Consider the following 22,800-nt stretch of genomic DNA (forward strand, 5'->3'; position numbering starts at 1 on the left):
GGAGCCAAACCATGCGTGTCGCCCTGTACCAATGCCCGCCACTGCCGCTGGATGTGGCCGGCAACCTCGCGCGCCTGCACCAGTTGGCGCATGAAGCCTCCGGCGCCGATGTGCTGGTGCTGCCGGAGATGTTCCTCAGCGGCTACAACATCGGCGCCGAAGCCGTTGGCGCCTTGGCCGAGGCGGCCGATGGCCCCAGCGCACAGACGATTGCCGAACTGGCGCAAAGCGCGGGCCTGGCGATTGTGTATGGCTACCCGGAGCGCGCTGAAGACGGGCAGATCTACAACGCCGTGCAGTTGATCGACGCCCACGGCCAGCGCCTGTGCAACTACCGCAAGACCCATCTGTTTGGCGACCTGGATCATTCGATGTTCAGCGCCGGCGGCGACGACTTGCCGCTGGTGGAGCTCAACGGCTGGAAGCTGGGAATGCTGATCTGCTACGACCTGGAGTTCCCGGAAAACACCCGGCGCCTGGCCCTGGCCGGCGCCGAGCTGATCCTGGTACCCACGGCGAACATGGTGCCGTTCGACTTCGTCGCCGATGTCACCGTGCGGGCGCGGGCCTTCGAGAACCAGTGCTACGTGGCCTACGCCAACTACTGCGGGCATGAAGGCGAGATCCACTACTGCGGGCAAAGCAGCATCGCCGCGCCGGATGGCCAGCGCATTGCCCAGGCGGGGCTGGATGAAGCTTTGATCGTCGGCACCCTGGAGCGCCAATCGATCCTCGATGCCCGCGCCGCCAACCACTACCTGCACGATCGCCGCCCCGAACTGTACGGCGCGCTGCACAAGCCCTGACCCATTGGGTTTGCTAGCATAGGCACTTCCTACGTTTCGGAAGTGCCCATGCCTGCGCCGGCCCACCCCCTTGATCGTCAACTGACCCTCGCCAATGGCCTGCGGGTTACCCTGCTCCACGCGCCACGCTTGAAGCGCTGCGCCGCTGCCTTACAGGTGGCTGCCGGTAGCCATGACGTGCCGCTGGCTTGGCCGGGGCTCGCGCATTTTCTTGAACACCTGTTGTTTCTCGAAACAGAGCGCTTTCCTACCAACGAAGGGTTGATGGCTTACGTGCAACGCCACGGTGGCCAGGTCAATGCCAGCACCCGTGAGCGCACCACCGACTTCTTCTTCGAGCTGCCGGTAGCAACCTTTGCCGATGGGCTGGAACGCTTGGCGGACATGCTGGCCAACCCGCGCCTCACGCTGGACGATCAACTGCGCGAGCGCGAAGTGCTGCAAGCGGAGTTTGTCGCCTGGTCCCAGGATGCCAAGGCACAGCAGCAGGTGGCGTTGCTGGTAGGTCTGGCGGCAGATCATCCACTGCGCGGCTTTCATGCGGGCAACCGCGACAGCCTGCCGGTGGAGCGTGAGGCTTTTCAGCAGGCCTTGCGGGAATTCCATCAGCAGTTTTACCAGAGCGGGCAGATGAGCTTGAGCCTTGCCGGGCCGCAGCCGTTGGATGAACTGGAAGCCCTGGCCCAGCGACTCAGCAAGCAGCTGTCCACAGGCCCGTTGCGCCCGCAAGCCGCACCGCCGGCATTGATGGCCGGCCAAGCCCAGGGCTATCAGTACAACGCCGACAATCACCTGCATCAGGTCATCACTTGCCATGCGCCCCGCGCGGCATTGGAGTTCCTTTGCACCTGGCTCAACGCCTCGGCGCCGGGCGGGCTGATGGCCGAGCTGCAAACACGACAACTGGCCACCGACTTGCAGGCGACGGTGCTGTATCACTTCGCCGGACAAGCCGTGCTCGATATCGACTTTACCCTCGGCGCACAAGGTGAACAGGCGACACTGATTGAATCCTTGCTGTACGACTGGCTGAGCTTTTTCGCACACAGCGATTGGACCTCACTGAGAGAAGAGTTCGCCCTGCTCGCCGCTCGCCAGCAACAGACCCGAGGCGCCCTGGCCCTGGCTCAACACGCCAGCAAAGACGTGTCAGAGCAGAGCATCGCCGCCCTCAAAGCCATGCTCGACGCCCTGCACCTGCCGGCCGCCCGACACACTTGGCAACTGCCCCCCAACAATCCCTTCCTGCGCCCGCCGCTCAAGGAAGAACGCGCCGGCCTGATTCGCGGCCAGACCAGCGCGCACCGGGGTTTACGTACGTTCGCCCAGGACCGTTCACGGGGGCGTCGGGAAGTCTCGGCGCTGACCTTCAGCCAAGCGCTGGCGGATGACATCGATGAAGCGGCGCTGTACCTGAACTGGCGTTTTGCGCCCGTTGGCCTGGAAGGCGCCCTGCAGTCATTGCGTGAGAATGCTCGCCAGGCGGGCGTTGAATTGTCGTTTGAAACCGTCGGCAATGACTGGCTGGTGAAACTGATCGGGTTACCCGAACCCATGCCGGCAGTGCTGGACGCGTTGGCGCACAGCCTGAATCAGACGCAACAGGCACCCTGCGTACCTACGCCGATGATTGCAATCCGCGAATTGCTCAAGGCGCTGCCTGCTTGCTGCGCCATGATCGTGCCAGAAAACGCCGAAGCCACCTGGGCCACCGCACAGTGGCAAGGCCTGGGACTGGGGTTTTCAGCCGTGTCTGAGGCAGCGGTCAAAGCCGCAGCGGCCCGCCTGCCCGGGCACCCTGCAAATTTCGAACAGGTCCCGGCAACCCTCGGCGGCCAGCGTGTCTGGCATGCGGTGCAAACCGATTCCAACGAAGCCGCCCTGCTGCTGTTTTGCCCGACACCCAGCCAATCCCTGGCGGATGAGGCTGCGTGGCGCCTGCTTGGGCATATGCTCCAGGGCCCGTTTTACCAACGCCTGCGGGTAGAACTGCAAATCGGCTACGCGGTATTCAGCGGCGTCCGACAGATCAACGGGCAAACCGGCCTGCTGTTTGGCGTGCAATCCCCCAACGTGTCCCTCGCTGGGATCGTCGAGCACCTGCATACCTTCCTCACGCAGTTACCGGCACGCATCAGCAGCAGCGAAGATCTCGGCAACCTGGCGCTGGCGCAACAGTTCTCGACTGAGACGCTACCCCTTGCCCAGGCCGCCGAGCTGCTCTGGCACGCGCGTTTGGCGGAGCATCCGGCGGATTATCTGGAACGCCTTCAACAATCAATCCAGAGCCTTACGCGTGAACAGATGCTGCACGCCGCCGAGCAATTGATCGACGCCACAGGAGGCTGGCGCTGTATCGCCAACGGCCCAATCATCAAGGGCCAATGGCAGTCTCCAGGCTGATCATTGCCAACCCTGCAACAGGCTTTTTCCGCCAAGACAGCGCTAACTTGAACAGATCTGAGTATTATTCCTACGCACACAGCTGAACATCTCCGATTGGAGGTGGACTATATGTATTACTTGGTAGTGAAAGTCCCATCCCTTGGTAGGAGTAAGAATATGACCTGGTCCAAACCTGCTTACACTGATCTGCGTATCGGTTTCGAAGTCACCATGTACTTCGCCAGCCGTTAATCCGCTGGGTAATACAACGCCTCGGCCCGCCCGGGGCGTTTTTGTTTTGAGCTTTGCTTGGGAGCTACCATGTTTGTCCAGATTCTAGGTTCCGCCGCCGGCGGTGGTTTCCCCCAGTGGAACTGCAACTGCGTGAACTGCGCAGGTTTCCGTGATGGCAGCCTGCGGGCCCAGGCACGTACCCAGTCGTCCATCGCGATCTCCGACGATGGCGTGAATTGGGTCCTGTGCAACGCCTCGCCGGATATTCGGGCGCAACTGCAAGGCTTTGCGCCGATGCAACCGGGCCGCGCCCTGCGCGATACCGGCATCAGCGCGATCATCCTGATGGACAGCCAGATCGACCACACCACCGGTCTGCTGAGCCTGCGCGAAGGTTGCCCGCACCAGGTGTGGTGCACCGACATGGTCCATGAAGACCTCAGCACCGGCTTCCCGCTGTTCACCATGCTCACCCACTGGAACGGCGGCCTGGCCTGGAACCGCATCGAGCTGGACACCAGCTTCACCGTCCCGGCCTGCCCCAACCTGCGTTTCACCCCGCTGCCACTGCGCAGCGCCGCGCCGCCCTACTCGCCGCACCGCTTCGACCCGCACCCTGGCGACAATATCGGCCTGATCGTCGAAGACCTGCGCACCGGCGGCAAGCTGTTCTACGCCCCAGGCCTGGGCAAAGTCGACGCGCCGCTGCTGGAGATCATGGCCAGCAGCGACTGCCTGCTGGTGGACGGCACGATGTGGGATGACGACGAAATGCAGCGCCGTGGCGTCGGCACCCGCACCGGACGCGAGATGGGCCACCTGGCACAGAACGGCCCCGGCGGCATGCTCGAAGTGCTGGAGCAGTTGCCCGAGCAGCGCAAAGTGCTTATCCACATCAACAACACCAACCCGATCCTCGATGAAGACTCCCCCGAGCGAGCGGAACTGGTGCGGCGCAATGTCGAAGTGGCTTACGACGGCATGAGCATTGAATTGTAGGAGCGATCGAAATGACTGACACGCCATTGACCACTGCTGAATTCGAAGCCGCCCTGCGGGCCAAGGGCGCCTTCTACCATATCCATCACCCGTACCACGTGGCGATGTATGAAGGCCGCGCCAGCCGCGAGCAGATCCAGGGCTGGGTCGCCAACCGCTTCTACTACCAGGTGAACATCCCGCTCAAAGACGCGGCGATCCTGGCCAACTGCCCGGACCGCGAGATCCGCCGCGAGTGGATCCAGCGCCTGCTCGACCACGACGGCGCACCCGGCGAAGACGGCGGTATCGAGGCCTGGCTGCGCCTGGGCCAGGCCGTCGGCCTCGACCCGGATCAACTGCGTTCGCAAGAATTGGTCCTGCCCGGCGTACGATTTGCGGTCGATGCCTACGTCAACTTCGCCCGTCGCGCCAGCTGGCAAGAAGCCGCCAGCAGCTCGCTGACCGAACTGTTCGCGCCGCAGATCCACCAGTCGCGTCTCGACAGCTGGCCGCAGCATTACCCGTGGATCGACCCCACCGGCTACGAATATTTCCGCACCCGCCTGGGCCAGGCCCGGCGCGACGTGGAACACGGTTTGGCGATCACCCTGCAGCACTACACCACCCGTGAGGGCCAGGAACGCATGCTGGAAATTCTCCAGTTCAAACTGGATATCTTGTGGAGCATGCTGGACGCCATGAGCATGGCCTACGAACTGAAACGCCCGCCGTATCACAGCGTGACCGACCAACGGGTGTGGCATAAAGGGATCGCCCTATGAGCTTTGACCGCAGCAAGAAACCGACCTGGCGCCAAGGCTATCGCTACCAGTACGAACCCGCGCAAAAGGGCCATGTGCTGCTCTACCCCGAGGGCATGATCAAGCTCAACGACAGCGCCGCGCTGATCGGTGGTTTGATCGACGGCGAGCGCGACGTGGCGGCAATCATTGCCGAGCTGGATAAGCAGTTTCCCGGCGTGCCTGAGCTGTGCGACGACATCGAGCAATTCATGGAGGTCGCCCGTGCTGAGCACTGGATCACCCTTGCCTGAAAAACCGCCGATTGGCCTGCCGTTGTGGCTGCTCGCCGAGCTGACCTACCGCTGCCCGTTGCAGTGCCCGTATTGCTCCAACCCGCTGGATTTTGCCGAGCAGGGCAAGGAGCTGAGCACCGAGCAGTGGTTCAAGGTGTTTCGCGAAGCGCGGGAAATGGGCGCCGCGCAGCTGGGCTTCTCCGGCGGTGAACCGCTGGTGCGCCAGGACCTCGCCGAACTGATCGCCGAGGCGCGCAAACTGGGGTTCTATACCAACCTGATCACCTCCGGCATCGGCCTCACCGAGCAGAAGATCAGCGACTTCAAGAAGGCCGGCCTGGACCATATCCAGATCAGCTTCCAGGCCAGCGACGAGCAAGTGAACAACCTGCTGGCCGGCTCGAAAAAAGCCTTCGCGCAAAAACTCGAAATGGCCCGCGCGGTGAAGGCCCACGGCTATCCGATGGTGCTGAACTTCGTCACCCATCGGCACAATATCGACAAGATCGACCGCATCATCGAGCTGTGCATCGCGCTGGAAGCGGACTTTGTCGAGCTCGCCACCTGCCAGTTCTACGGCTGGGCGCAGCTCAACCGCGTCGGGTTGCTGCCCACCCAGGAACAGCTGGTGCGCGCCGAACGCATCACCAACGAATACCGCGCCAAACTGGAAGCCGAAGGCCACCCGTGCAAGCTGATCTTCGTGACCCCGGACTACTACGAAGAGCGCCCGAAAGCCTGCATGAATGGCTGGGGTAGTATCTTTCTGACCGTCACGCCGGACGGCACCGCCCTGCCGTGCCACGGAGCCCGACAGATGCCGGTGCAATTTCCCAATGTGCGCGAGCACAGCATGCAGCACATCTGGTACGACTCGTTCGGTTTCAACCGCTTTCGCGGCTACGACTGGATGCCCGAGCCGTGCCGTTCATGCGATGAAAAGGAAAAAGACTTCGGCGGCTGTCGTTGCCAGGCCTTCATGCTCACGGGGGACGCGAGCAATGCCGACCCGGTGTGCAGCAAGTCCGAGCAGCACGGCATCATCCTCAAGGCGCGGGAAGAAGCCGAACACGCCACTCAGACCATCGAGCAACTGGCCTTTCGCAATGAGCGTAATTCACGGCTCATCGCCAAAGGCTGACGGCCTCAGCGCTTGGCGATGATGTACACCGCGTGAATGATGCCCGGGAAATAACCGCACAGGGTCAGCAGAATATTCAGCCAGAACGCACCGGCGAAACCCACTTGCAGGAACACACCCAGTGGCGGCAGCAGGATGGCGATGATGATACGAATGATGTCCATGGGTTCAGCTCCAGAAAATCGGCTCGTGTGAGCCGTGTAGCTAATCGACCTTGGGGGTTCGTGAGGGTTCAGTGGGATCTGGCATAGCGCCACCTTTAACGACGCAGACAAAAAAACGCCCCCAGCCAAAAGAATCAGGCCGGAGGCGCCGCGTATACCGCGAGACGGTTCAGGAAATAAGGGTTAAACAGCGATGCCCTTGCGGCATTGCAGTTGCGCGGTGCGCACGCGGGAGAAGGCGCGCGCCAGGCGCAGAAGCATTTCGTCGATGTTGCTTTTGCTCACCGTCAGCGCCGGGGTAAAGCGCAGGCAGTTGGCTTGCGGGGCGTTGAGGATCAGGCCTTCGTGCAGCGCCGCTTTTACCACTGCATCCGCGGAATCATCTGACAAAGTCAGGCCCCACATCAGGCCGTGGCCGCGCAGTTGGCCGTGGTCGTAGCGGTAAGCCAGGCGGGCGAGGCCTTCACCCAGATGTAGGCCGGCTTCGCGTACATGCTCTAGAAAGCCGTGTTCCAACACAGTATCGAGTACGGCCACACCGGCCGACGCCATCAGCGCATTGCCGTGATGGGTGCCTTCCAACTCGCCCACTTCAAAGCAACAGGCGTTGCCCCGCGCCAGCAGCGCTGCCAGAGGCACGCCGCCGCCCAGGCCTTTGCCGAGAGTGATGATGTCGGCGCGCACGCCGTATTGCTGTTCGGCGAGCAAGGTGCCGCAACGACCGAGGCCGGTTTGCACTTCGTCGAGGATCAGCAGGATGCCCAGCTCGCGGCACAGGCGCTCCACACCTTTAAGGTAATGCTCAGTCGCAGGAATCACGCCCGCTTCGCCCTGAATCGGCTCGAGCATGATCGCGACGGTTTGCGCATCCACAGCGGCGTGCAGGGCTGGCAAATCGTTGAAGGGCACGTAGCTGAAGCCCGGCAATTGCGGTTCGAAGCGGTTGCCAGCGGCGCCCGCCGAAGCGGCCATCGCGGCGAAGCTTCTCCCATGGCAACCGGCGCTGGCGCTGATGATCCGATAGGCGCCGCCGCGATGCCGCTGGCCCCATTTGCGCGCCAACTTGATCGCCGCTTCGCAGGCTTCCGCGCCGCTGTTGAGCAGGTAAGCCTGGTCGCTGCCAGTGCGGTGGCACAGGCGCTCGGCCAGATTGAGTTGGGCGCGGTTATACAGACCATGGCCAGGGTTGATCAGCACCTGGCTCTGGTCTGCCAGGGCTTTGATCAACACTTGCGGGCTATGGCCTAAGCTGTTGGCGGCGTTGCCCTGGCTGAAATCCAGGTAGGCACGGTCCTCACTGTCCCACAGCCAGGAGCCCTGGCCGCGTACGAAAACTTGCGGCGGCCGTGCCACGGTGGGCATCAGGGAATCCCCCGACGGCGCTTCATCCAGAATCAGGTCATCCAGGCTCGGCGCAGGTCGACGCATATTGAACAGGTTCACAGCTCGCCCCCGATAGCAACCGGACCTTGGTCGGTACACCCGGCGACTAGGGCCATGAGGTTTTTTGCCTTGCCTATGTAAACGCTGTCTGAATAAACGCTGTTCATTGCCCGATCTGGCCCTGTAAGCCCTACGAATAGGCGCTAGACTAGGCGCCTCGGGGGCCAACGGCCATTTCGATTTTCCAGCTTTTTCGATAAGTAAGTCTTATGGATTTCAAGCAACTGCGTTATTTCGTCGCGGTGTATGAGGAAGGCCACGTCGGCCGTGCCGCCGAGCGTCTGTCGATCTCCCAACCGGCGCTGTCCCAACAGATCCGCCAACTGGAGCAGAACCTCGATGTGAGCCTGTTCGAACGCAGCAGCAAACGCCTGTTGCCGACCCTGGCGGCCCACACGCTGTACAACCACGCGTTGCCGCTGATCGATGGCATGCAACAAGCTGTCGAGGCCTTGCGCAACTTCAAGGGCCAGGCCATGCGCACCTTGGCCATCGGCGTGCTGCAAACCGTGCACACCAGCCTGGTGCCGCAAATGCTTGAACGTGTGCGCAAGGCACAGCCCCATCTGGTGGTGCAGATCTATGAATTGACCGGGCTGGAGATTGAGCGGCGACTGCTGAACGGCTCGCTGGACATCGGCATCAGCTACCTGCCGCCACGCCAGCCCGGACTGCACGGCGCGCTGCTGTACGAAGATGAGTTGAAGGTCGTCATCCCCGAGGATCATCCGCTGCGCGAATTCAAGAAAGTCTCGCTGAAACAGGCGGCCGAGTTGCCCATGCTGCTGCTAGGGGAAGAGTTTCAGGTGCGGCAGATCTGGCAGGGCCAGTTGGCCAACCTTGGGCGACGCCCGCAGGTGCAGGCCGAGTTGAACACCATGGTGGGGATTCTCGACAGTTTGCCCAACACCAAACTGGCGACGGTGCTGCCAGGACGTTCCCAGGACGAACACAACAGCCAGTCACTGCTGTGGAAACCCTTGAGCGAACCCAGGGTGCCGTTGAAAGTGGGCTTGGTGTGCCGCGATGCGCAGCGCCAGCAGGCGACGGTAGCGCTGTTGCGTACCTTGCTCGAAGACGTGATGAATGCCCCGCAGGCAGGCGCCTGACTTTTTCGCGGGCAAAAGAAAACCCCGCCGAAGCGGGGCTTTGCAGACTGTTTCCCTGACATCCATTTCACTCCGCCGTCCTGGCAGAATCCTACGTGTCCGTGTTGTTGCTTTGCGCTTCCTGCGCGACGTCCATGTGAAGTAGATTATCTGTGGATCCAATTTGGCGATAGAGGACGAATAGCAGCACGTCATGTAAGAGAATGCTTACACGCCCTCCAAGCCCTTAGAACAGTGCTTCATCCAGCAAAAACAGTGATTCGCTACCAGCTTTTACCGACGCACTCAGCGACTGGATACGCGGCAGCAGGCGCGCAAAATAGAAGCGCGCCGTACCCAGCTTGCTGGCGTAGAAGTCTTCCTCGGCCTCTTTGCCCAGCGCCGCCTTGGCCATGCGTGCCCACATGTAGGCGTAGGCCATGTATCCAAATGCATGCAAATACTCCACGGAGGCCGCGCCGATTTCATTCGGGTTGGTCTTCGCGCGGTCCAGCACCCAGGCGGTCAATTCGTCGAGGTTGTCCACCGCCGCGCTCAGCGGCTTGGTGAATTCGGCCAACTCGGCGCCTGTCGACGCGATGAACTGGCGGATCTCATCAGCGAACAAGGTGTAGAACGCACCACCGCTGCCCACGATCTTGCGGCCCATCAAGTCCAGCGCCTGGATGCCGTTGGTGCCTTCGTAGATCTGGGTGATGCGCACGTCACGCACCAGTTGTTCCTGGCCCCATTCACGAATGTAGCCATGGCCGCCAAACACTTGCTGGCCGAGCACGGTGGTTTCCAGGCCGAGGTCGCTCAAGAACGCCTTGGCGACGGGTGTCAGCAGCGCCACCAGGTTATCCGCACGTTCGCGGGCCGCCAGGTCTTCGCTGAACTTGGCGATGTCCAGTTGCGTCGCCACGTAAGTGGAGAATGCACGGCCGCCTTCGTTCGCCGCCTTCATGGTCAGCAGCATGCGACGCACGTCCGGGTGGACGATGATCGGGTCGGCGACTTTGTCCTTGGCCTGGGCACCGGTCGGCGCACGGCTTTGCAGGCGGTCACGCGCGTATTCAATCGCGTTCTGATACGAACGCTCACCCGACGCCAGGCCCTGGATGCCAACGCCCAGACGCTCGTAGTTCATCATGGTGAACATCGCTGCCAGGCCTCGGTTCGGCTCGCCCACCAGGTAACCCACGGCGCCATCGAAGTTCATCACACAGGTCGCGGACGCCTGGATGCCCATCTTGTGTTCGATCGAGCCACAGCTCACCAGGTTACGCGCGCCCAGGCTGGCGTCGGCATTGACCATGAACTTGGGCACGAGGAACAACGAAATGCCCTTGGGACCGGCCGGGGCATCCGGCAGCTTGGCCAGCACCAGGTGGATGATGTTGTCGGTCAGGTCGTGCTCGCCACCGGTGATAAAGATCTTGGTGCCGCTGATGGTGTAGGAACCGTCCGCCTGCGGCTCTGCCTTGGTGCGAATAATCCCCAGGTCAGTACCGGCATGGGCTTCGGTCAGGCACATAGAGCCGGCCCACTCACCGGAGTACATCTTCGGCAGGTAGATGGCCTTGAGTTCTTCACTGGCGTGGGTGTTGATCGACACGCAGGCGCCGGAGGTCAGCATCGGGTACAGGCCAAATGCCAGGCTCGACGAGTTGATCATCTCCTCGACCTGGGCCGAGACCGCCTTGGGCATGCCCATGCCGCCGAACACCGGGTCTCCGCCTACGCCAACCCAACCGCCTTCTGCGTAGGTTTTGTAGGCCTGTGGATAACCATCCGGGGTAAACACCGCGGTGTCTTCCCAACGGCAACCCTGCTCATCGCCGCCACGGCTGAGGGGGGCGATGGATTTGGCGGTGACCTTGCCGGCTTCTTCGAGGATGGCCTCTACGGTTTCGGCGTCAACGGTGTCTGCCAATGCCGGCAATTGAGCCCAAGTGTTGGCAACCTCAAAGACTTCGTTGAGGACGAAGCGCATATCACGCAGCGGCGCTTTGTAATCAGCCATGGCAAACCTCGTGAGAACGTGAAAAGTAATTCGGTAAGTGTCGGTTTTACAGGCTCCGAGTGTACCCGAACAACTTTTCAGACACATAGGGTCCACTTGTGACTGATTGGTATTTTTAAGTCATCACAGCGCAAATGCCTCCGCCGGCAGACTCATCAGGCATTCGCTGCCCGCTTCTACCGCGGCGCGGTGCGTAGCGGTACGTGGCAACAAGCGTTTGAAGTAGAACTCGCAAGTGGCCAGCTTGGCCTTGGCGAAGTCGGCATCATCCTGCTCAAGCGCAGCGATCGCCATGCGCAACCATAGGTAGGCGAGTACCACGTAGCCGCTGTACATCAAGTAATCCACAGCCGCCGCGCCGACCTCATCGGGATTCTTCATGGCGGCCATACCGACCTTGGTGGTCAGCTCGCCCCATTCCCCATTGAGTTGATTGAGTTGCGCCACATAAGCCTTGAGCTGAGGATGCTCGGCGTTTGCTCCGCAGAACTTATGCACAATCCTGGTAAACCCACGCAACAGCTTGCCCTGGCTGCCGAGCACCTTGCGCCCGAGCAAATCGAGGGCCTGGATGCCATTGGTGCCCTCATAGATCGGCGCGATCCGCGCATCCCGCGCCAGTTGTTCCATGCCCCATTCGCGGATGTAGCCATGGCCGCCGAAAATCTGCATGCCGTGGTTGGTCACCTCCAGGCCGGTGTCGGTCATAAAGGCCTTGCAGATCGGGGTGAGGAACGCCAACAGGTCTTCGGCCTCCTGGCGCTGGGCCGCGTCGCTGCTTAAGTGCGCAGTGTCGAGCAACTGCGCGGTGAAGTAAGTCAGGGCGCGGTTACCTTCGTTGAAGGCTTTCATGGTCAGCAACATGCGCCGCACGTCGGGGTGCACGATGATCGGATCGGCGGCTTTGTCCGGGGCCTTGGCGCCGGTCAGCGCACGCATTTGCAGGCGGTCGTTGGCGTATTTGATCGCGCCCTGGAAACTCGCCTCGCCATTGCACAAGCCCTGCATGCCGGTGCCCAGGCGCGCGTGGTTCATCATGGTGAACATGCAGTTGAGGCCTTTGTTCGCCTCGCCGATCAAAAAGCCCTTGGCCCCGTCGAAGTTCAGCACGCAGGTGGCCGACGCCTTGATGCCCATCTTGTGTTCGATGGAGCCGCAGTGCACCGCGTTGCGCTCGCCCGAATCCGCATGGAACTTGGGCACGATAAACAACGAGATGCCCTTGGTGCCCGCCGGCGCATCCGGCAGCTTGGCCAGCACCAGGTGGATGATGTTCGCGCTCATGTCGTGCTCGCCGGCCGAGATGAAGATTTTGCTGCCGGTCACCGCATAACTGCCGTCCGCCTGGGGCACGGCGCGGGTCTTGATCAGGCCCAGGTCGGTGCCGCAGTGGGCTTCGGTGAGGCACATGGTGCCGGTCCACTCGCCGGCGGTGAGTTTGCTCAAGAAGGTGTCTTTCTGCTCGGCGCTGCCGTGGGCGTGGATCGCCGACATCGCGCCATGGGTCAGCCCCGGGTACATGCCCCAGGAGGTATTGCTGGAGCCGATCATCTCGCTGAGCACCAGGCCCAGGGACTGCGGCAAGCCCTGGCCGCCGTAGGCAGGATCTGCCGCCACGCCGTGCCAGCCGCCCTCGACGTATTGGGCGAAGGCTTCCTTGAAGCCCTTGGGCGTGGTGACCACGCCGTTGTCGAAATGGCAGCCTTCTTCATCGCCACTGCGGTTCAGGGGTGCGAGCACGTTTTCGCAGAATTTCGCGCCTTCTTCGAGGATCGCGCTGACCATGTCCGGGCTGGCGTCTGTCGCCCCCAGCGCCGCGTAGTGGCCGTGGAAATCAAACACGTTGTCGATCAGAAAGCGCATGTCGCGCAGGGGAGCTTTGTAGTCAGGCATGGCAATGTCTCCGGCAGCAGATGGCTTCAACCTACTGCCGGCAACCCGCCTGGACAATCACTGTAGCGCTGCTGAATACAGCGCCATTACTCAACCGGCAGCGCTTTCCATGCGCACCGCGCCACGCCGGGTTTGCCCGGCCGCGATCACGCAATTGCGCCCCGCGCCCTTGGCGGCGTACAGCGCCTGGTCGGCGGACTTGAGCACTTCTTCGCTGGTGCGCTGCTCGGCCTGGCGCTCGGCCACACCGATACTCACAGTCACCGACACACTGGTTGCACCGCTGCCCACGCGCCGCTGGCGACCTTGCTGATCGTCCTGGGGACGGTCCGGGTTGCGCAGCTTGATGTCGTAGTTGGCGATGATCTCGCGGATCTCTTCCAGGTGCGGCATGCATTCGTCCAAAGTCTTGCCGGCGAACACTACGGCAAACTCTTCGCCGCCATACCGATAGGCGCGCCCACCACCGTTGACCTTGGCCAACTTGCTCGCCACCAGGCGCAGCACCTGGTCCCCGACGTCGTGGCCATGGGTGTCGTTGAAGCGCTTGAAGTGATCGACGTCGGTCATCGCCAGTACATAGTTGCGACCCAGGCGCTGCATGCGCTCGTTCAGCGCACGGCGCCCCGGCAAGCCGGTCAGCTCGTCGCGGAAGGCCATTTGATACGCCTCGTGGGCCACGCCGGCAGCGATCATCAGCATCACTTGGCTGCACATGATGTTGAGGGTGAACGGCAGGATGAAGGTTTGCGGCAACATCCAGAACAACCCGACAAACCCCACAAGCTGCGCCGCGTGCAGCGGGCGTGGCTGGTACCAATACTGCGCCGCCAGGGTCAGGAAGCCGATCAGGAACATCGGGTACGACAATTGGATCAGGCTCATCCAGTTGCCATGCAGCGCCGGCCAGCGAATCTCGGCCAGCCAGTTCAGCAGCACCTGGGGATAACTTTGCTCCAGCGCCAAGGCAACACTGCCGACGGCAAACAGCACCGCACAGCGTGCGACGAAGTCACGGAACAGGTGGGTCTTTTCCTGCCACAGCGCGTAGATGCTGAACAACAGCGGCAACAACAGGCAACACAGGTGGAACACCACGGCGGCGTCTTCGCGCACGCGACCATTGTCGCGGTAGTAATCGGTCTGGGTATCCAGCAGGAAATACGCGACGTACACCGTGATCATCAAAAACAGCTCGCGCTGTCGACGGTACACCGCGCAATACGAACCGCCGAGCAACAGCACCAGGGTCGGCAGCACGTTGAACAGCGAGGTGAAGAAGACGTTGAGGTCCTTGACGTACGCAGCCGAAAGCCCGGCCAGCAACAGCAGCAACGAAGGGAGGAAATGACTGAACCGTACAGCGGACACGCGTGACAAGGGTAAAACTCCGACCCGCAAATGAATGATAGCACTATGCCTGCATGCCGACAGTTAAGCACAACCTGGCACGCATGTATCACATTGCCATCACTGTAACGGCAGCCGACGGTAATCCCTGAGCGCTGTACTGGGGTTTTTTATTGCCCACAAAAAAGCCGCCACTCCCGTGAAGGAGCGGCGGCTCTGGAAGTGAACCCGGTAAGGCTTAGTAAGCCAGGCCGAAGTCTTCTTCTTTCATGTCCATCAGGTTGTTGGCACCCGACAGCATGGTGGCTTTATGGGCCAGGGTACGCGGCAGGATGCGCTGGAAGTAGAAGCGCGCGGTCTGCAGCTTGGCGGTGTAGAACGCCTCTTCGGTGGTGCCGGCGGCCAGTTTTTCGGCTGCCAGGCGCGCCATGTCGGCCCAGAAGTAAGCCAGGCAGGCGTAACCGGAGTACATCAGGTAATCCACCGAGGCGGCACCGACTTCTTCACGGTCTTTCATCGCGGCCATGCCGACCTTCATGGTCAACTCGCCCCACTCTTTGTTCAGTGCCACCAGCGGTGCAACGAATTCCTTGACGGCTTCGTTGCCTTCGTTGGCCTGGCAGAACTTGTGCACGATCTTGGTGAAGCCCTTGAGCGCTTCGCCTTGGGTCATCAGCACTTTGCGGCCCAGCAGGTCGAGGGCCTGGATGCCGGTGGTGCCTTCGTACAGCATCGAAATGCGGCTGTCGCGCACGTTCTGCTCCATGCCCCACTCGGCGATGAAACCGTGGCCGCCGTAGATCTGCACGCCGTGGTTGGCGGATTCAAAACCGACTTCGGTCATGAACGCCTTGGCGATCGGGGTCATGAACGCCAGCAGGCCGTCGGCTTGCTTCTTGGCTTCGTCGTCGGTGCCGTACTTGACGATATCCACTTGCTTGGCGGTGAAGTACACCATCGCACGGTTGCCTTCGGCGAAGGCTTTCATGGTCAACAGCATGCGGCGCACGTCGGGGTGCACGATGATTGGGTCAGCGGCCTTATCCGGCGCTTTCGGGCCAGTCAGGGAGCGCATTTGCAGGCGGTCACGAGCGTATTTCAGGCCGCCCTGGAAACCGATCTCGGCGTGGGACAGGCCTTGCAGCGCAGTGCCCAGGCGCGCGGTGTTCATAAAGGTGAACATGCAGTTCAGGCCTTTGTTCGCCGGGCCGATCAGGAAACCGGTGGCCGCGTCGAAGTTCATCACGCAGGTGGCGTTGCCGTGGATGCCCATCTTGTGTTCCAGGGAGCCACAGGTCACGGCGTTGCGCGCGCCAATCGAACCGTCTGCATTCGGCAGGAACTTCGGCACGATAAACAGCGAGATGCCTTTGGTGCCAGCCGGTGCATCCGGCAGGCGCGCCAGCACGATGTGGACGATGTTGTCGGCCATGTCGTGTTCACCGGCCGAGATGAAGATCTTGGTGCCGGAGACTTTGTAGGAACCGTCGGCCTGAGGCTCGGCCTTGGTGCGCAGCATGCCCAGGTCGGTGCCGCAGTGTGGCTCGGTCAGGCACATGGTGCCGGTCCATTCGCCCGACACCAGCTTGGTCAGGTAAGCGTCTTGCTGCTCAGGGGTGCCGTGCTCGGAAATGGTGTTCATCGCACCGTGGGACAGGCCCGGGTACATGCCCCACGACCAGTTGGCGGCGCCAACCATTTCGCTGACTGCCAGGCCCAGGGATTCCGGCAGGCCTTGGCCGCCGTGCTCCACGTCGTGGGCCAGGCTTGGCCAGCCGCCTTCGACGAATTGTTTGTAGGCTTCTTTGAAACCCGTAGGGGTTTTAACGCCTGACTCACTCCAGGTACACCCTTCGATGTCGCCCACGCGGTTCAACGGTGCCAGTACTTGCTCACAGAACTTGGCGCCTTCTTCGAGAATGGCGTCAACCATGTCCGGGGTAGCGTCCTGGCAAGCCGGCAGGCTTTGATAGTGCGCTTCATAGCCAAGCAGTTCGTCACGAACGAAGCGAATATCACGCAAGGGGGCCTTGTAGTCAGGCATAGCGATAAACCTCTGCTGATGTATCTGGAATGAACAACCGCGTGGATTTGTTGTAGCGGTCAAACAGGTGTTTGAAACATACGTTTACGACCTGGGGATGTCAAGACGCCGTTTGTCATGACGCGAATCAATGACGCGCACGGCGATGCTTGTGGCGGGTTGCCACAGCAAAGGAAGTGTAGGAGTTCAGAAGGACGACCGAGGTCAAATGTGGGAGCTGGCTTGTGTGGGAGCTGGCTTGCCTGCGATGCGGGCGCCGCTGTGTATCAGAAGAATCGAGTAGAGGCCATCGCAGGCAAGCCAGCTCCCACAGAAGAGCCAGCAAGCCTGGAGAGAGGGGGGTTACGCGTAGGTGTCGATCAAGGTCCCAAGCATTTCATCCGAAGCCTTGGCAACCTTGGCGCCCAGCTCCACTTGAAACTTGCCCTGCGCCATTTCGACCATATTGCTCGCCGAGTTGGAAGGCTGGGCCCGGTCATTGGCGCGCAGACGATCCAGTTGTGCATCCGAGGGCTGGGTCGTCGCAGCGCTGGCGATTTTACCGGCGGCCTGGTCGACACGGTTCTGCCCGGTCTGAATGGTGCTCAGGCCCGAATAAAACGCGCTGCTTCCAGAGATGTCCATGGCGTAAGCCTGCCTTTAGAGAATCGTGAACACTGATTGAAGCAGAGAAACCGGCAAAACACCCGTCAAAAACACTAATGGCACAATGCCTTAGTGATAGCCAAAATCAGTCAAGCAGGTCCAGCTGCAAGTACTCCGCAACGGCTTCGGCCCCGGCGTGCTTGAGTTTCGGCACGCGGCCCAGGCATGGCGCAGGCAGGCGTTCGGCCAGGGTGGCGAGGTTTTCTTCCAGACGGGAGGTCTTGGGGTCGATGATATTCGCCACCCAACCCGCCAGTGGCAAACCGTCCCGCGCAATGGCTTCGGCCGTGAGCAACGCATGGCTGATGCACCCCAGGCGCACGCCCACCACCAGGATCACCGGCAGCTTCAGCGCGATGGCCAGGTCCGACAGATTCGCCTGATCGGCCAAGGGCACGCGCCAGCCGCCCGCGCCTTCGATCAAGGTGAAATCCGCGTCCCGTGCCAACACCTGCTGCATGGGCTTGAGCAACGACTGCACCGTGAGCGCAACACCGGCTTCCCGTGCCGCCAGATGGGGCGCGATGGCCGGCTCGAACGCCACCGGGTTGACCTCGGCGTAACTCAGCGGCAATGAACACTCGGCCAACAACGCCAGTGCATCGGCATTGCGCAGGCCCTTGGGCGTGACCTGGCAACCGGAGGCCACCGGCTTACCTGCGGCGGTACTTTTTCCGGCCTGTCGCGCGGCATGCAGCAGCCCGGCCGCGACGGTGGTCTTGCCGACATCGGTGTCGGTGCCCGTAATGAAATAAGCGACGCTCATAACGGTTTCTCCAGTACTGCGTACACCACCTGGTAAGTCGCAGGCAGGCCCTGGGCCTGACGGAACTGCTCGTAAGCGTCCACCAGTGCAACAATCCGCGCGCGCCCCGTCAACCCTCCGGGCCGGCCCGGGTTGAGGTTATGCGCGCCCAGCGCCTTCAATTCATGGGTCAGGCTGCGCACATCCGGGTAATGCAGCACATGGGGCTGGCGCTCCAGGCTGACCACACGCAAACCGCTGGCCGCGCACAACTGCTGGTACGCCTCGAACGTGCGGAAGCGGTTGACGTGCACCAGGCCGTCCGCCGCGCGCCAGCTTTCACGCAGCTCATCCAGCGTGCCGACACACAGGCTGGCGAACGCCAGCACGCCACCGGGTTGCAGCACACGATAGGCCTCGCTGAGCACCGCCTCGAAATTCGCACACCATTGCACCGCGAGAGAGGAGAAGAGCAGCCCCAAGCTGTCAGCTTTAAGCGGCAAGCGTTCGGCGTCGCCTGCGATGAAGTGGTGAGCGCCGCCCAATGGCCGGGCGTGGTTGAGCATGCCCTCGGCAATATCCAGCGCCACACCTTGGCTGGCCGGCAAACGCTCACCCAGCACACGGCTGAAATACCCGGTGCCACAGCCCATATCCAGCCAGCGTTGCGGCGCGAGGGCCTCCGGCAGACGGGTGAGCAATTCACTGCCTACCGCGCGTTGCAACTCGGCCACGCTGTCATAGCTGGCCGCAGCACGGGAGAACGACGCCGCTACCTGGCGCTTGTCCGGCAAGGCGCCCGGCAGTTGGGGGTGGGATAAATCAGTCATCAACGCACTCATGCAAAAAAGCCTGGATGGCCCCCGCAACACCGTGGGGGTCTTCCAGAAGAAAAGCGTGACCGGCCTGTTCAATCAAACCGATTTCAACATCCGGCAGCAAGTGCAACAGGGCGCTTGCCGCCTCGGCGGGCACCAGTTCATCCAGCCCGGCGAACAGGTGCATCTGCGGGCCGCGAAACGCCAGCAAGGCTTCGCGGGTGTCGAGTTGGGCGAGCAGTTCAAGACCGGTCATCAACACGCGGGACGGCATATTCGGCGCCCCGCTGACCAGCAAACGCGCCAGCCCACGTGGGTCGGCGGCGCCCTTGGCGCACAGCAGGCCGAAGCGTTTGAGGGTGACTTGGGAATCCGCATGGCAACCGGCGAGGAAGGCGTCGAAGGTTTCGGCGGGCATCGCACTCGGCCAACCGTCATGGGCGACGAAACACGGGTTACTCGCCAGGGTCAGCAGGCCGCAACAGCGTTCACCGCGCCGCGCCGCCAGTGCCGTGGCGAGCATGCCGCCGAGGGACCAGCCGCCCAGCCAGGCGTTGTCCGGCAATGTGGCGTCGAGTTCATCCAGCCATTCGTCGAGGTCGCTGGAATCCAGGGCCGGCAACGGTTCGATCTGCACCCGCAGGTGTTCGTCGAGGCCCTGCAAGGCGGCGGCCAAGGGTTCCAGCGGCGATACGCCGAGGCCCCAGCCGGGCAACAAGATCAGTCGATCACGCATGGTCGGGCTCCGTGGCGCCTAACAAGCGGAAACACTCTTCCAATGCGTTTAACAATAGCTGCACCTGCGCCTCGGTGTGGGCCGCCGTCAAGGTCACGCGCAAACGCGCGCTGCCGGCCGGCACAGTGGGTGGGCGGATCGCCGTGACCATCAGGCCACGCTCGCGCAGCATCTGCGACAGACGCACGGCCTTGGCGCTGTCGCCGATCAGGATCGGCTGGATCGGCGTAAAGCTTGCCATCAAATCCAGGCCAAGCTGCTCGGCGCCCTGGCGGAACTGGCGGATCAGGCCGTTGAGATGTTCGCGCCGCCAATGCTCGGTGCGCAGCAACTCCAGGCTCTTTAACGTGGCGCAGGCCAGCGCCGGCGGTTGGCTGGTGGTGTAGATATACGGCCGGGCGAACTGGATCAGGCTTTCGATCAGCTCTTCACTGCCGGCCACAAATGCGCCTGCCGTGCCAAAGGCCTTGCCGAGGGTGCCGACCAACACCGGCACGTCCTCCTGGCTCAAGCCGAAGTGCTCGACGATCCCGCCGCCGGTGGCGCCCAGCGGACCAAACCCGTGGGCGTCGTCCACCATCAGCCACGCGCCTTTTGCGCGCGTTTCACGGGCCAATGCAGGCAGGTCGGCCAGATCGCCGTCCATGCTGAACACGCCGTCGGTGACCACCAAGGTGTTGCCGGTGGCCTTTTCCAGGCGCTTGGCCAGGCTGCCGGCGTCGTTGTGCAAATAGCGATTGAAACGCGCGCCGGAGAGCAAGCCCGCATCCAGCAACGACGCATGGTTAAGCCGGTCTTCCAGCACCGTATCGCCCTGTCCCACCAGCGCCGTGACTGCGCCGAGGTTGGCCATGTAGCCGGTGGTGAACAGCAACGCGCGTGGGCGACCGGTGAGGTCGGCCAGAGCTTCTTCCAGTTCATGGTGTGGCGTCGCATGCCCCACCACCAAGTGCGAAGCGCCACCGCCCACGCCCCAGCGGGACGCACCGGCGCGCCAGGCTTCGATCACTTGCGGGTGATTGGCCAGGCCCAGGTAATCGTTGTTGCAGAACGCCAGCAACGGCTGGCCGTCCACCACCACTTCCGGACCTTGGGGGCTTTGCAGCAGCGGGCGTTGGCGATAAAGGTGTTCGGCACGGCGGGCAGCGAGGCGCGCGGAGAGATCGAAAGACATGCTGGCCTCGGATAGATCTGGATGAACACAGTCTCAATGTGGGAGCTGGCTTGCCTGCGATGACGGCGGCACATTCAGCATCAATGTGTCTGAAAGACCGCTATCGCAGGCAAGCCAGCTCCCACATTGGATTGCATTCCAATCAATAGAGAGATGGGCGTCAAACCACCGCGTTGTAGAACTGCTCGCTACTCTTCTGCTCCACCAACGCCTGCTCAATCGCCGCCTGATGCACCTCATCAGCGTGCTCTTCACGCGCCTCCGGCAAGATCCCCAAACGCGAGAACAACTGCATGTCCTTGTCCGCCTGGGGATTCGCAGTGGTCAGCAACTTGTCGCCGTAGAAGATCGAGTTGGCACCGGCAAAAAACGCCAGGGCCTGCATCTGCTCGTTCATCGCCTCACGACCCGCCGACAGGCGCACATGGGACTGCGGCATGAGGATGCGCGCCACGGCGAGCATGCGGATAAAGTCGAACGGGTCGATGTCCTCGGCGTTCTCCAGCGGCGTACCGGCCACCTTCACCAGCATGTTGATCGGCACCGACTCCGGGTGTTCCGGCAGGTTGGCCAGCTGGATCAGCAGGTTGGCGCGGTCGTCGAGGGACTCGCCCATGCCGAGGATGCCGCCGGAGCAGATCTTCATCCCCGAATCACGCACATACGCCAGGGTTTGCAGGCGCTCGCTGTAGGTGCGGGTGGTGATGATGCTGCCGTAGAACTCCGGCGACGTATCGAGGTTGTGGTTGTAGTAGTCCAGACCGGCCTGGGCCAGGGCTTCGGTCTGGTCCTGGTCGAGACGACCGAGGGTCATGCAGGTTTCCAGGCCCATAGCCTTGACGCCTTGGACCATCTGCAACACGTAGGGCATGTCCTTGGCCGACGGGTGCTTCCACGCGGCGCCCATGCAGAAACGCGTCGAACCGATGGCCTTGGCGCGGGCGGCCTCTTCGAGGACCTTCTGCACTTCCATCAGCTTTTCTTTTTCCAGGCCAGTGTTGTAGTGGCCCGACTGCGGACAATATTTGCAATCTTCCGGGCAGGCGCCCGTCTTGATCGACAGCAGGGTCGACACCTGCACACGGTTCGCGTCGAAATGCGCGCGGTGCACGGTCTGCGCCTGGAACAGCAGGTCATTGAACGGCTGCACAAACAGCGCTTTGACTTCGGCGAGGGACCAATCGTGACGCAAGGTGGCGGTGGTGCTGGCGCTCATGGGCGATTCCTTGATTATGCTTTGGCAAGCGCTGCGGGAAGGGCAATACCCACAGACACGACACGGATGCTCGGCATATTTAAGGAAGATTCATGCACTGTCAACCTGACCACAAACACCAGGTTTACATCTGGTTAAAAAACGAACACACCTGTTTAATCTGCGATGAAGCGACACAATCCAGCCATTGTGTGTGCAACGTCTGCGAAACCGAGCTGCCCTGGCTGATGACGCCGTGCGAAATCTGCGCCCTGCCCTTGCCGATGGACGGTCTGATATGCGGCCAATGCCTGAAAAAACCGCCCGCCTTTAAACAGGTGATTGCCCCCTGGACCTACAGCTTCCCCATCGACAGCCTGATTAGCCGCTTCAAGCACCAGTCCCGCTGGCCCTTCGGGCAAATGCTCGCGCGGCTGTTGGGCCAGCACCTGCAACACCGCTTGGACAACACCGAACTGCCCCGCCCCGACTGCCTGCTGCCCGTGCCCATGGCGCGCAAGCGCCTGCGTGAACGCGGCTTCAACCAGGCGCAAATGCTGGCGCGATGGCTCAGCCAAGACCTCGACATCGCCGTTGATGAACACCTGCTGTTACGTCCACAAGACACCGTCGCCCAGCAGGCCCTCGACGCCAAAAGCCGCCAGCGCAACCTGCTAACGGCCTTCGCCCTGGCCGCCAACGCCGACGTGGCGGGCCGCCACTTCGCCCTGGTGGACGATGTACTCACCACCGGTGCCACCGCCCACAGCCTCGCCCGCCTGTTGATCCACGCCGGCGCACGCCGCGTCGATGTGTATTGCCTGGCCCGCACGCCCAAACCGGGCACCTGACTTGACGCCGCCGCGCCTTGCCCGCAACGTTCGGTTTATCTCATC

21 protein-coding genes are annotated in these 22,800 nt (G+C 62.0%); 9 read left to right on the plus strand and 12 right to left on the minus strand.

The features are described 5' to 3' along the window. Positions 1–11 precede the first annotated feature (11 nt). The 7 genes from J1G37_RS20730 to pqqE all read left to right on the plus strand — a co-directional run bounded on the left by J1G37_RS20730 (position 12) and on the right by pqqE (position 6,583). Complete coding sequence (locus tag J1G37_RS20730) at positions 12–806, plus strand: carbon-nitrogen hydrolase family protein (RefSeq protein ID WP_207045094.1); 795 nt, start codon at positions 12–14, stop codon at positions 804–806. Positions 807–854: 48 nt separating this feature from the next. Continuing rightward, a complete protein-coding gene (gene pqqF, locus J1G37_RS20735) occupies positions 855–3,209 on the plus strand; it encodes a pyrroloquinoline quinone biosynthesis protein PqqF (RefSeq protein WP_207045097.1) in 2,355 nt (784 codons plus the stop codon). A 159-nt stretch (positions 3,210–3,368) separates the two neighbouring features. Continuing rightward, positions 3,369–3,443, plus strand: coding sequence for a pyrroloquinoline quinone precursor peptide PqqA (pqqA, locus tag J1G37_RS20740; protein ID WP_003194766.1), 75 nt, complete (start codon positions 3,369–3,371; stop codon positions 3,441–3,443). Between the two features lie 69 nt (positions 3,444–3,512). Then, positions 3,513–4,424 carry a pyrroloquinoline quinone biosynthesis protein PqqB gene (pqqB, locus tag J1G37_RS20745; protein ID WP_207045100.1) on the plus strand — a complete coding sequence of 304 codons (912 nt, stop codon included), beginning with the start codon at positions 3,513–3,515 and terminating at the stop codon, positions 4,422–4,424. Between the two features lie 11 nt (positions 4,425–4,435). Further along, positions 4,436–5,188: a pyrroloquinoline-quinone synthase PqqC gene (gene pqqC, locus J1G37_RS20750; protein WP_017739525.1), complete on the plus strand. Its 753-nt coding sequence runs from the start codon at positions 4,436–4,438 to the stop codon at positions 5,186–5,188. Next, positions 5,185–5,460, plus strand: coding sequence for a pyrroloquinoline quinone biosynthesis peptide chaperone PqqD (gene pqqD, locus J1G37_RS20755; protein ID WP_207045103.1), 276 nt, complete (start codon positions 5,185–5,187; stop codon positions 5,458–5,460). Before pqqC ends, pqqD begins: the two co-directional genes overlap by 4 nt. Beyond that, positions 5,453–6,583: a pyrroloquinoline quinone biosynthesis protein PqqE gene (gene pqqE, locus J1G37_RS20760; protein ID WP_017739526.1), complete on the plus strand. Its 1,131-nt coding sequence runs from the start codon at positions 5,453–5,455 to the stop codon at positions 6,581–6,583. Before pqqD ends, pqqE begins: the two co-directional genes overlap by 8 nt. A gap of 5 nt (positions 6,584–6,588) precedes the next feature. On the opposite strand, the gene J1G37_RS20765 is transcribed toward pqqE, so the two are convergent. Then, positions 6,589–6,747, minus strand: coding sequence for a YqaE/Pmp3 family membrane protein (locus tag J1G37_RS20765; protein WP_010207008.1), 159 nt, complete (start codon positions 6,745–6,747; stop codon positions 6,589–6,591). Between the two features lie 183 nt (positions 6,748–6,930). Then, positions 6,931–8,190 carry an aminotransferase class III-fold pyridoxal phosphate-dependent enzyme gene (locus tag J1G37_RS20770; RefSeq protein ID WP_207045105.1) on the minus strand — a complete coding sequence of 420 codons (1,260 nt, stop codon included), beginning with the start codon at positions 8,188–8,190 and terminating at the stop codon, positions 6,931–6,933. A 209-nt stretch (positions 8,191–8,399) separates the two neighbouring features. Between J1G37_RS20770 and J1G37_RS20775 the strand changes: the two genes are divergently transcribed. Beyond that, positions 8,400–9,299 (plus strand): LysR family transcriptional regulator, encoded by a 900-nt coding sequence (locus J1G37_RS20775; RefSeq protein WP_207045108.1) that lies wholly within the window; start codon positions 8,400–8,402, stop codon positions 9,297–9,299. A 226-nt stretch (positions 9,300–9,525) separates the two neighbouring features. On the opposite strand, the gene J1G37_RS20780 is transcribed toward J1G37_RS20775, so the two are convergent. The 10 genes from J1G37_RS20780 to bioB form a co-directional block, all read right to left on the minus strand. Then, a complete protein-coding gene (locus tag J1G37_RS20780) occupies positions 9,526–11,304 on the minus strand; it encodes an acyl-CoA dehydrogenase C-terminal domain-containing protein (protein WP_207045110.1) in 1,779 nt (592 codons plus the stop codon). Between the two features lie 123 nt (positions 11,305–11,427). Then, the gene (locus J1G37_RS20785) at positions 11,428–13,197 is read right to left on the minus strand and encodes an acyl-CoA dehydrogenase C-terminal domain-containing protein (RefSeq protein ID WP_207045112.1); all 1,770 of its coding nucleotides are present in this window, start codon (positions 13,195–13,197) and stop codon (positions 11,428–11,430) included. 90 nt (positions 13,198–13,287) lie between these two features. Beyond that, complete coding sequence (locus tag J1G37_RS20790) at positions 13,288–14,577, minus strand: GGDEF domain-containing protein (protein ID WP_207045114.1); 1,290 nt, start codon at positions 14,575–14,577, stop codon at positions 13,288–13,290. Between the two features lie 208 nt (positions 14,578–14,785). Then, positions 14,786–16,591, minus strand: a complete 1,806-nt coding sequence (locus J1G37_RS20795) for a phenylacyl-CoA dehydrogenase (RefSeq protein WP_207045116.1) — start codon at positions 16,589–16,591, stop codon at positions 14,786–14,788. A 342-nt stretch (positions 16,592–16,933) separates the two neighbouring features. Then, positions 16,934–17,215, minus strand: a complete 282-nt coding sequence (locus tag J1G37_RS20800) for a pyrroloquinoline quinone biosynthesis protein PqqE (protein WP_207045118.1) — start codon at positions 17,213–17,215, stop codon at positions 16,934–16,936. A 106-nt stretch (positions 17,216–17,321) separates the two neighbouring features. Then, positions 17,322–18,002, minus strand: coding sequence for a dethiobiotin synthase (gene bioD / locus J1G37_RS20805; RefSeq protein ID WP_124527157.1), 681 nt, complete (start codon positions 18,000–18,002; stop codon positions 17,322–17,324). Continuing rightward, the gene (gene bioC, locus J1G37_RS20810) at positions 17,999–18,811 is read right to left on the minus strand and encodes a malonyl-ACP O-methyltransferase BioC (RefSeq protein WP_207045119.1); all 813 of its coding nucleotides are present in this window, start codon (positions 18,809–18,811) and stop codon (positions 17,999–18,001) included. The genes bioD and bioC overlap by 4 nt, the downstream gene beginning before the upstream one ends. Continuing rightward, positions 18,804–19,535: an alpha/beta fold hydrolase gene (locus J1G37_RS20815; protein ID WP_207045121.1), complete on the minus strand. Its 732-nt coding sequence runs from the start codon at positions 19,533–19,535 to the stop codon at positions 18,804–18,806. The genes bioC and J1G37_RS20815 overlap by 8 nt, the downstream gene beginning before the upstream one ends. After that, entirely contained in the window at positions 19,528–20,709 is a 1,182-nt protein-coding gene (bioF, locus tag J1G37_RS20820) for an 8-amino-7-oxononanoate synthase (protein WP_207045124.1), read from the minus strand. Before bioF ends, J1G37_RS20815 begins: the two co-directional genes overlap by 8 nt. A 160-nt stretch (positions 20,710–20,869) precedes the next feature. After that, a complete protein-coding gene (bioB, locus tag J1G37_RS20825; protein ID WP_122513954.1) occupies positions 20,870–21,925 on the minus strand; it encodes a biotin synthase BioB in 1,056 nt (351 codons plus the stop codon). Between the two features lie 92 nt (positions 21,926–22,017). On the opposite strand from bioB, the gene J1G37_RS20830 reads away from it, so the two are divergent. Further along, positions 22,018–22,755, plus strand: coding sequence for a ComF family protein (locus tag J1G37_RS20830; RefSeq protein WP_207045126.1), 738 nt, complete (start codon positions 22,018–22,020; stop codon positions 22,753–22,755). The last annotated feature ends 45 nt before the right edge of the window (positions 22,756–22,800 follow it).

This window comes from Pseudomonas sp. Marseille-Q1929, assembly GCF_017316265.1.
GTDB lineage: Bacteria > Pseudomonadota > Gammaproteobacteria > Pseudomonadales > Pseudomonadaceae > Aquipseudomonas.

Bases quoted from the DNA above. Each gene is read 5' to 3' on its own strand.
- J1G37_RS20730 (WP_207045094.1), top strand. From the start codon at position 12: ATGCGTGTCGCCCTGTACCAATGCCCGCCACTGCCGCTGGATGTGGCC.
- pqqF (WP_207045097.1), top strand. From the start codon at position 855: ATGCCTGCGCCGGCCCACCCCCTTGATCGTCAACTGACCCTCGCCAAT.
- pqqB (WP_207045100.1), top strand. From the start codon at position 3,513: ATGTTTGTCCAGATTCTAGGTTCCGCCGCCGGCGGTGGTTTCCCCCAG.
- pqqC (WP_017739525.1), top strand. From the start codon at position 4,436: ATGACTGACACGCCATTGACCACTGCTGAATTCGAAGCCGCCCTGCGG.
- pqqD (WP_207045103.1), top strand. From the start codon at position 5,185: ATGAGCTTTGACCGCAGCAAGAAACCGACCTGGCGCCAAGGCTATCGC.
- J1G37_RS20765 (WP_010207008.1), bottom strand. From the start codon at position 6,747: ATGGACATCATTCGTATCATCATCGCCATCCTGCTGCCGCCACTGGGT.
- J1G37_RS20775 (WP_207045108.1), top strand. From the start codon at position 8,400: ATGGATTTCAAGCAACTGCGTTATTTCGTCGCGGTGTATGAGGAAGGC.
- J1G37_RS20780 (WP_207045110.1), bottom strand. From the start codon at position 11,304: ATGGCTGATTACAAAGCGCCGCTGCGTGATATGCGCTTCGTCCTCAAC.
- J1G37_RS20785 (WP_207045112.1), bottom strand. From the start codon at position 13,197: ATGCCTGACTACAAAGCTCCCCTGCGCGACATGCGCTTTCTGATCGAC.
- J1G37_RS20795 (WP_207045116.1), bottom strand. From the start codon at position 16,591: ATGCCTGACTACAAGGCCCCCTTGCGTGATATTCGCTTCGTTCGTGAC.
- J1G37_RS20800 (WP_207045118.1), bottom strand. From the start codon at position 17,215: ATGGACATCTCTGGAAGCAGCGCGTTTTATTCGGGCCTGAGCACCATT.
- bioD (WP_124527157.1), bottom strand. From the start codon at position 18,002: ATGAGCGTCGCTTATTTCATTACGGGCACCGACACCGATGTCGGCAAG.
- bioC (WP_207045119.1), bottom strand. From the start codon at position 18,811: ATGACTGATTTATCCCACCCCCAACTGCCGGGCGCCTTGCCGGACAAG.
- J1G37_RS20815 (WP_207045121.1), bottom strand. From the start codon at position 19,535: ATGCGTGATCGACTGATCTTGTTGCCCGGCTGGGGCCTCGGCGTATCG.
- bioF (WP_207045124.1), bottom strand. From the start codon at position 20,709: ATGTCTTTCGATCTCTCCGCGCGCCTCGCTGCCCGCCGTGCCGAACAC.
- bioB (WP_122513954.1), bottom strand. From the start codon at position 21,925: ATGAGCGCCAGCACCACCGCCACCTTGCGTCACGATTGGTCCCTCGCC.
- J1G37_RS20830 (WP_207045126.1), top strand. From the start codon at position 22,018: ATGCACTGTCAACCTGACCACAAACACCAGGTTTACATCTGGTTAAAA.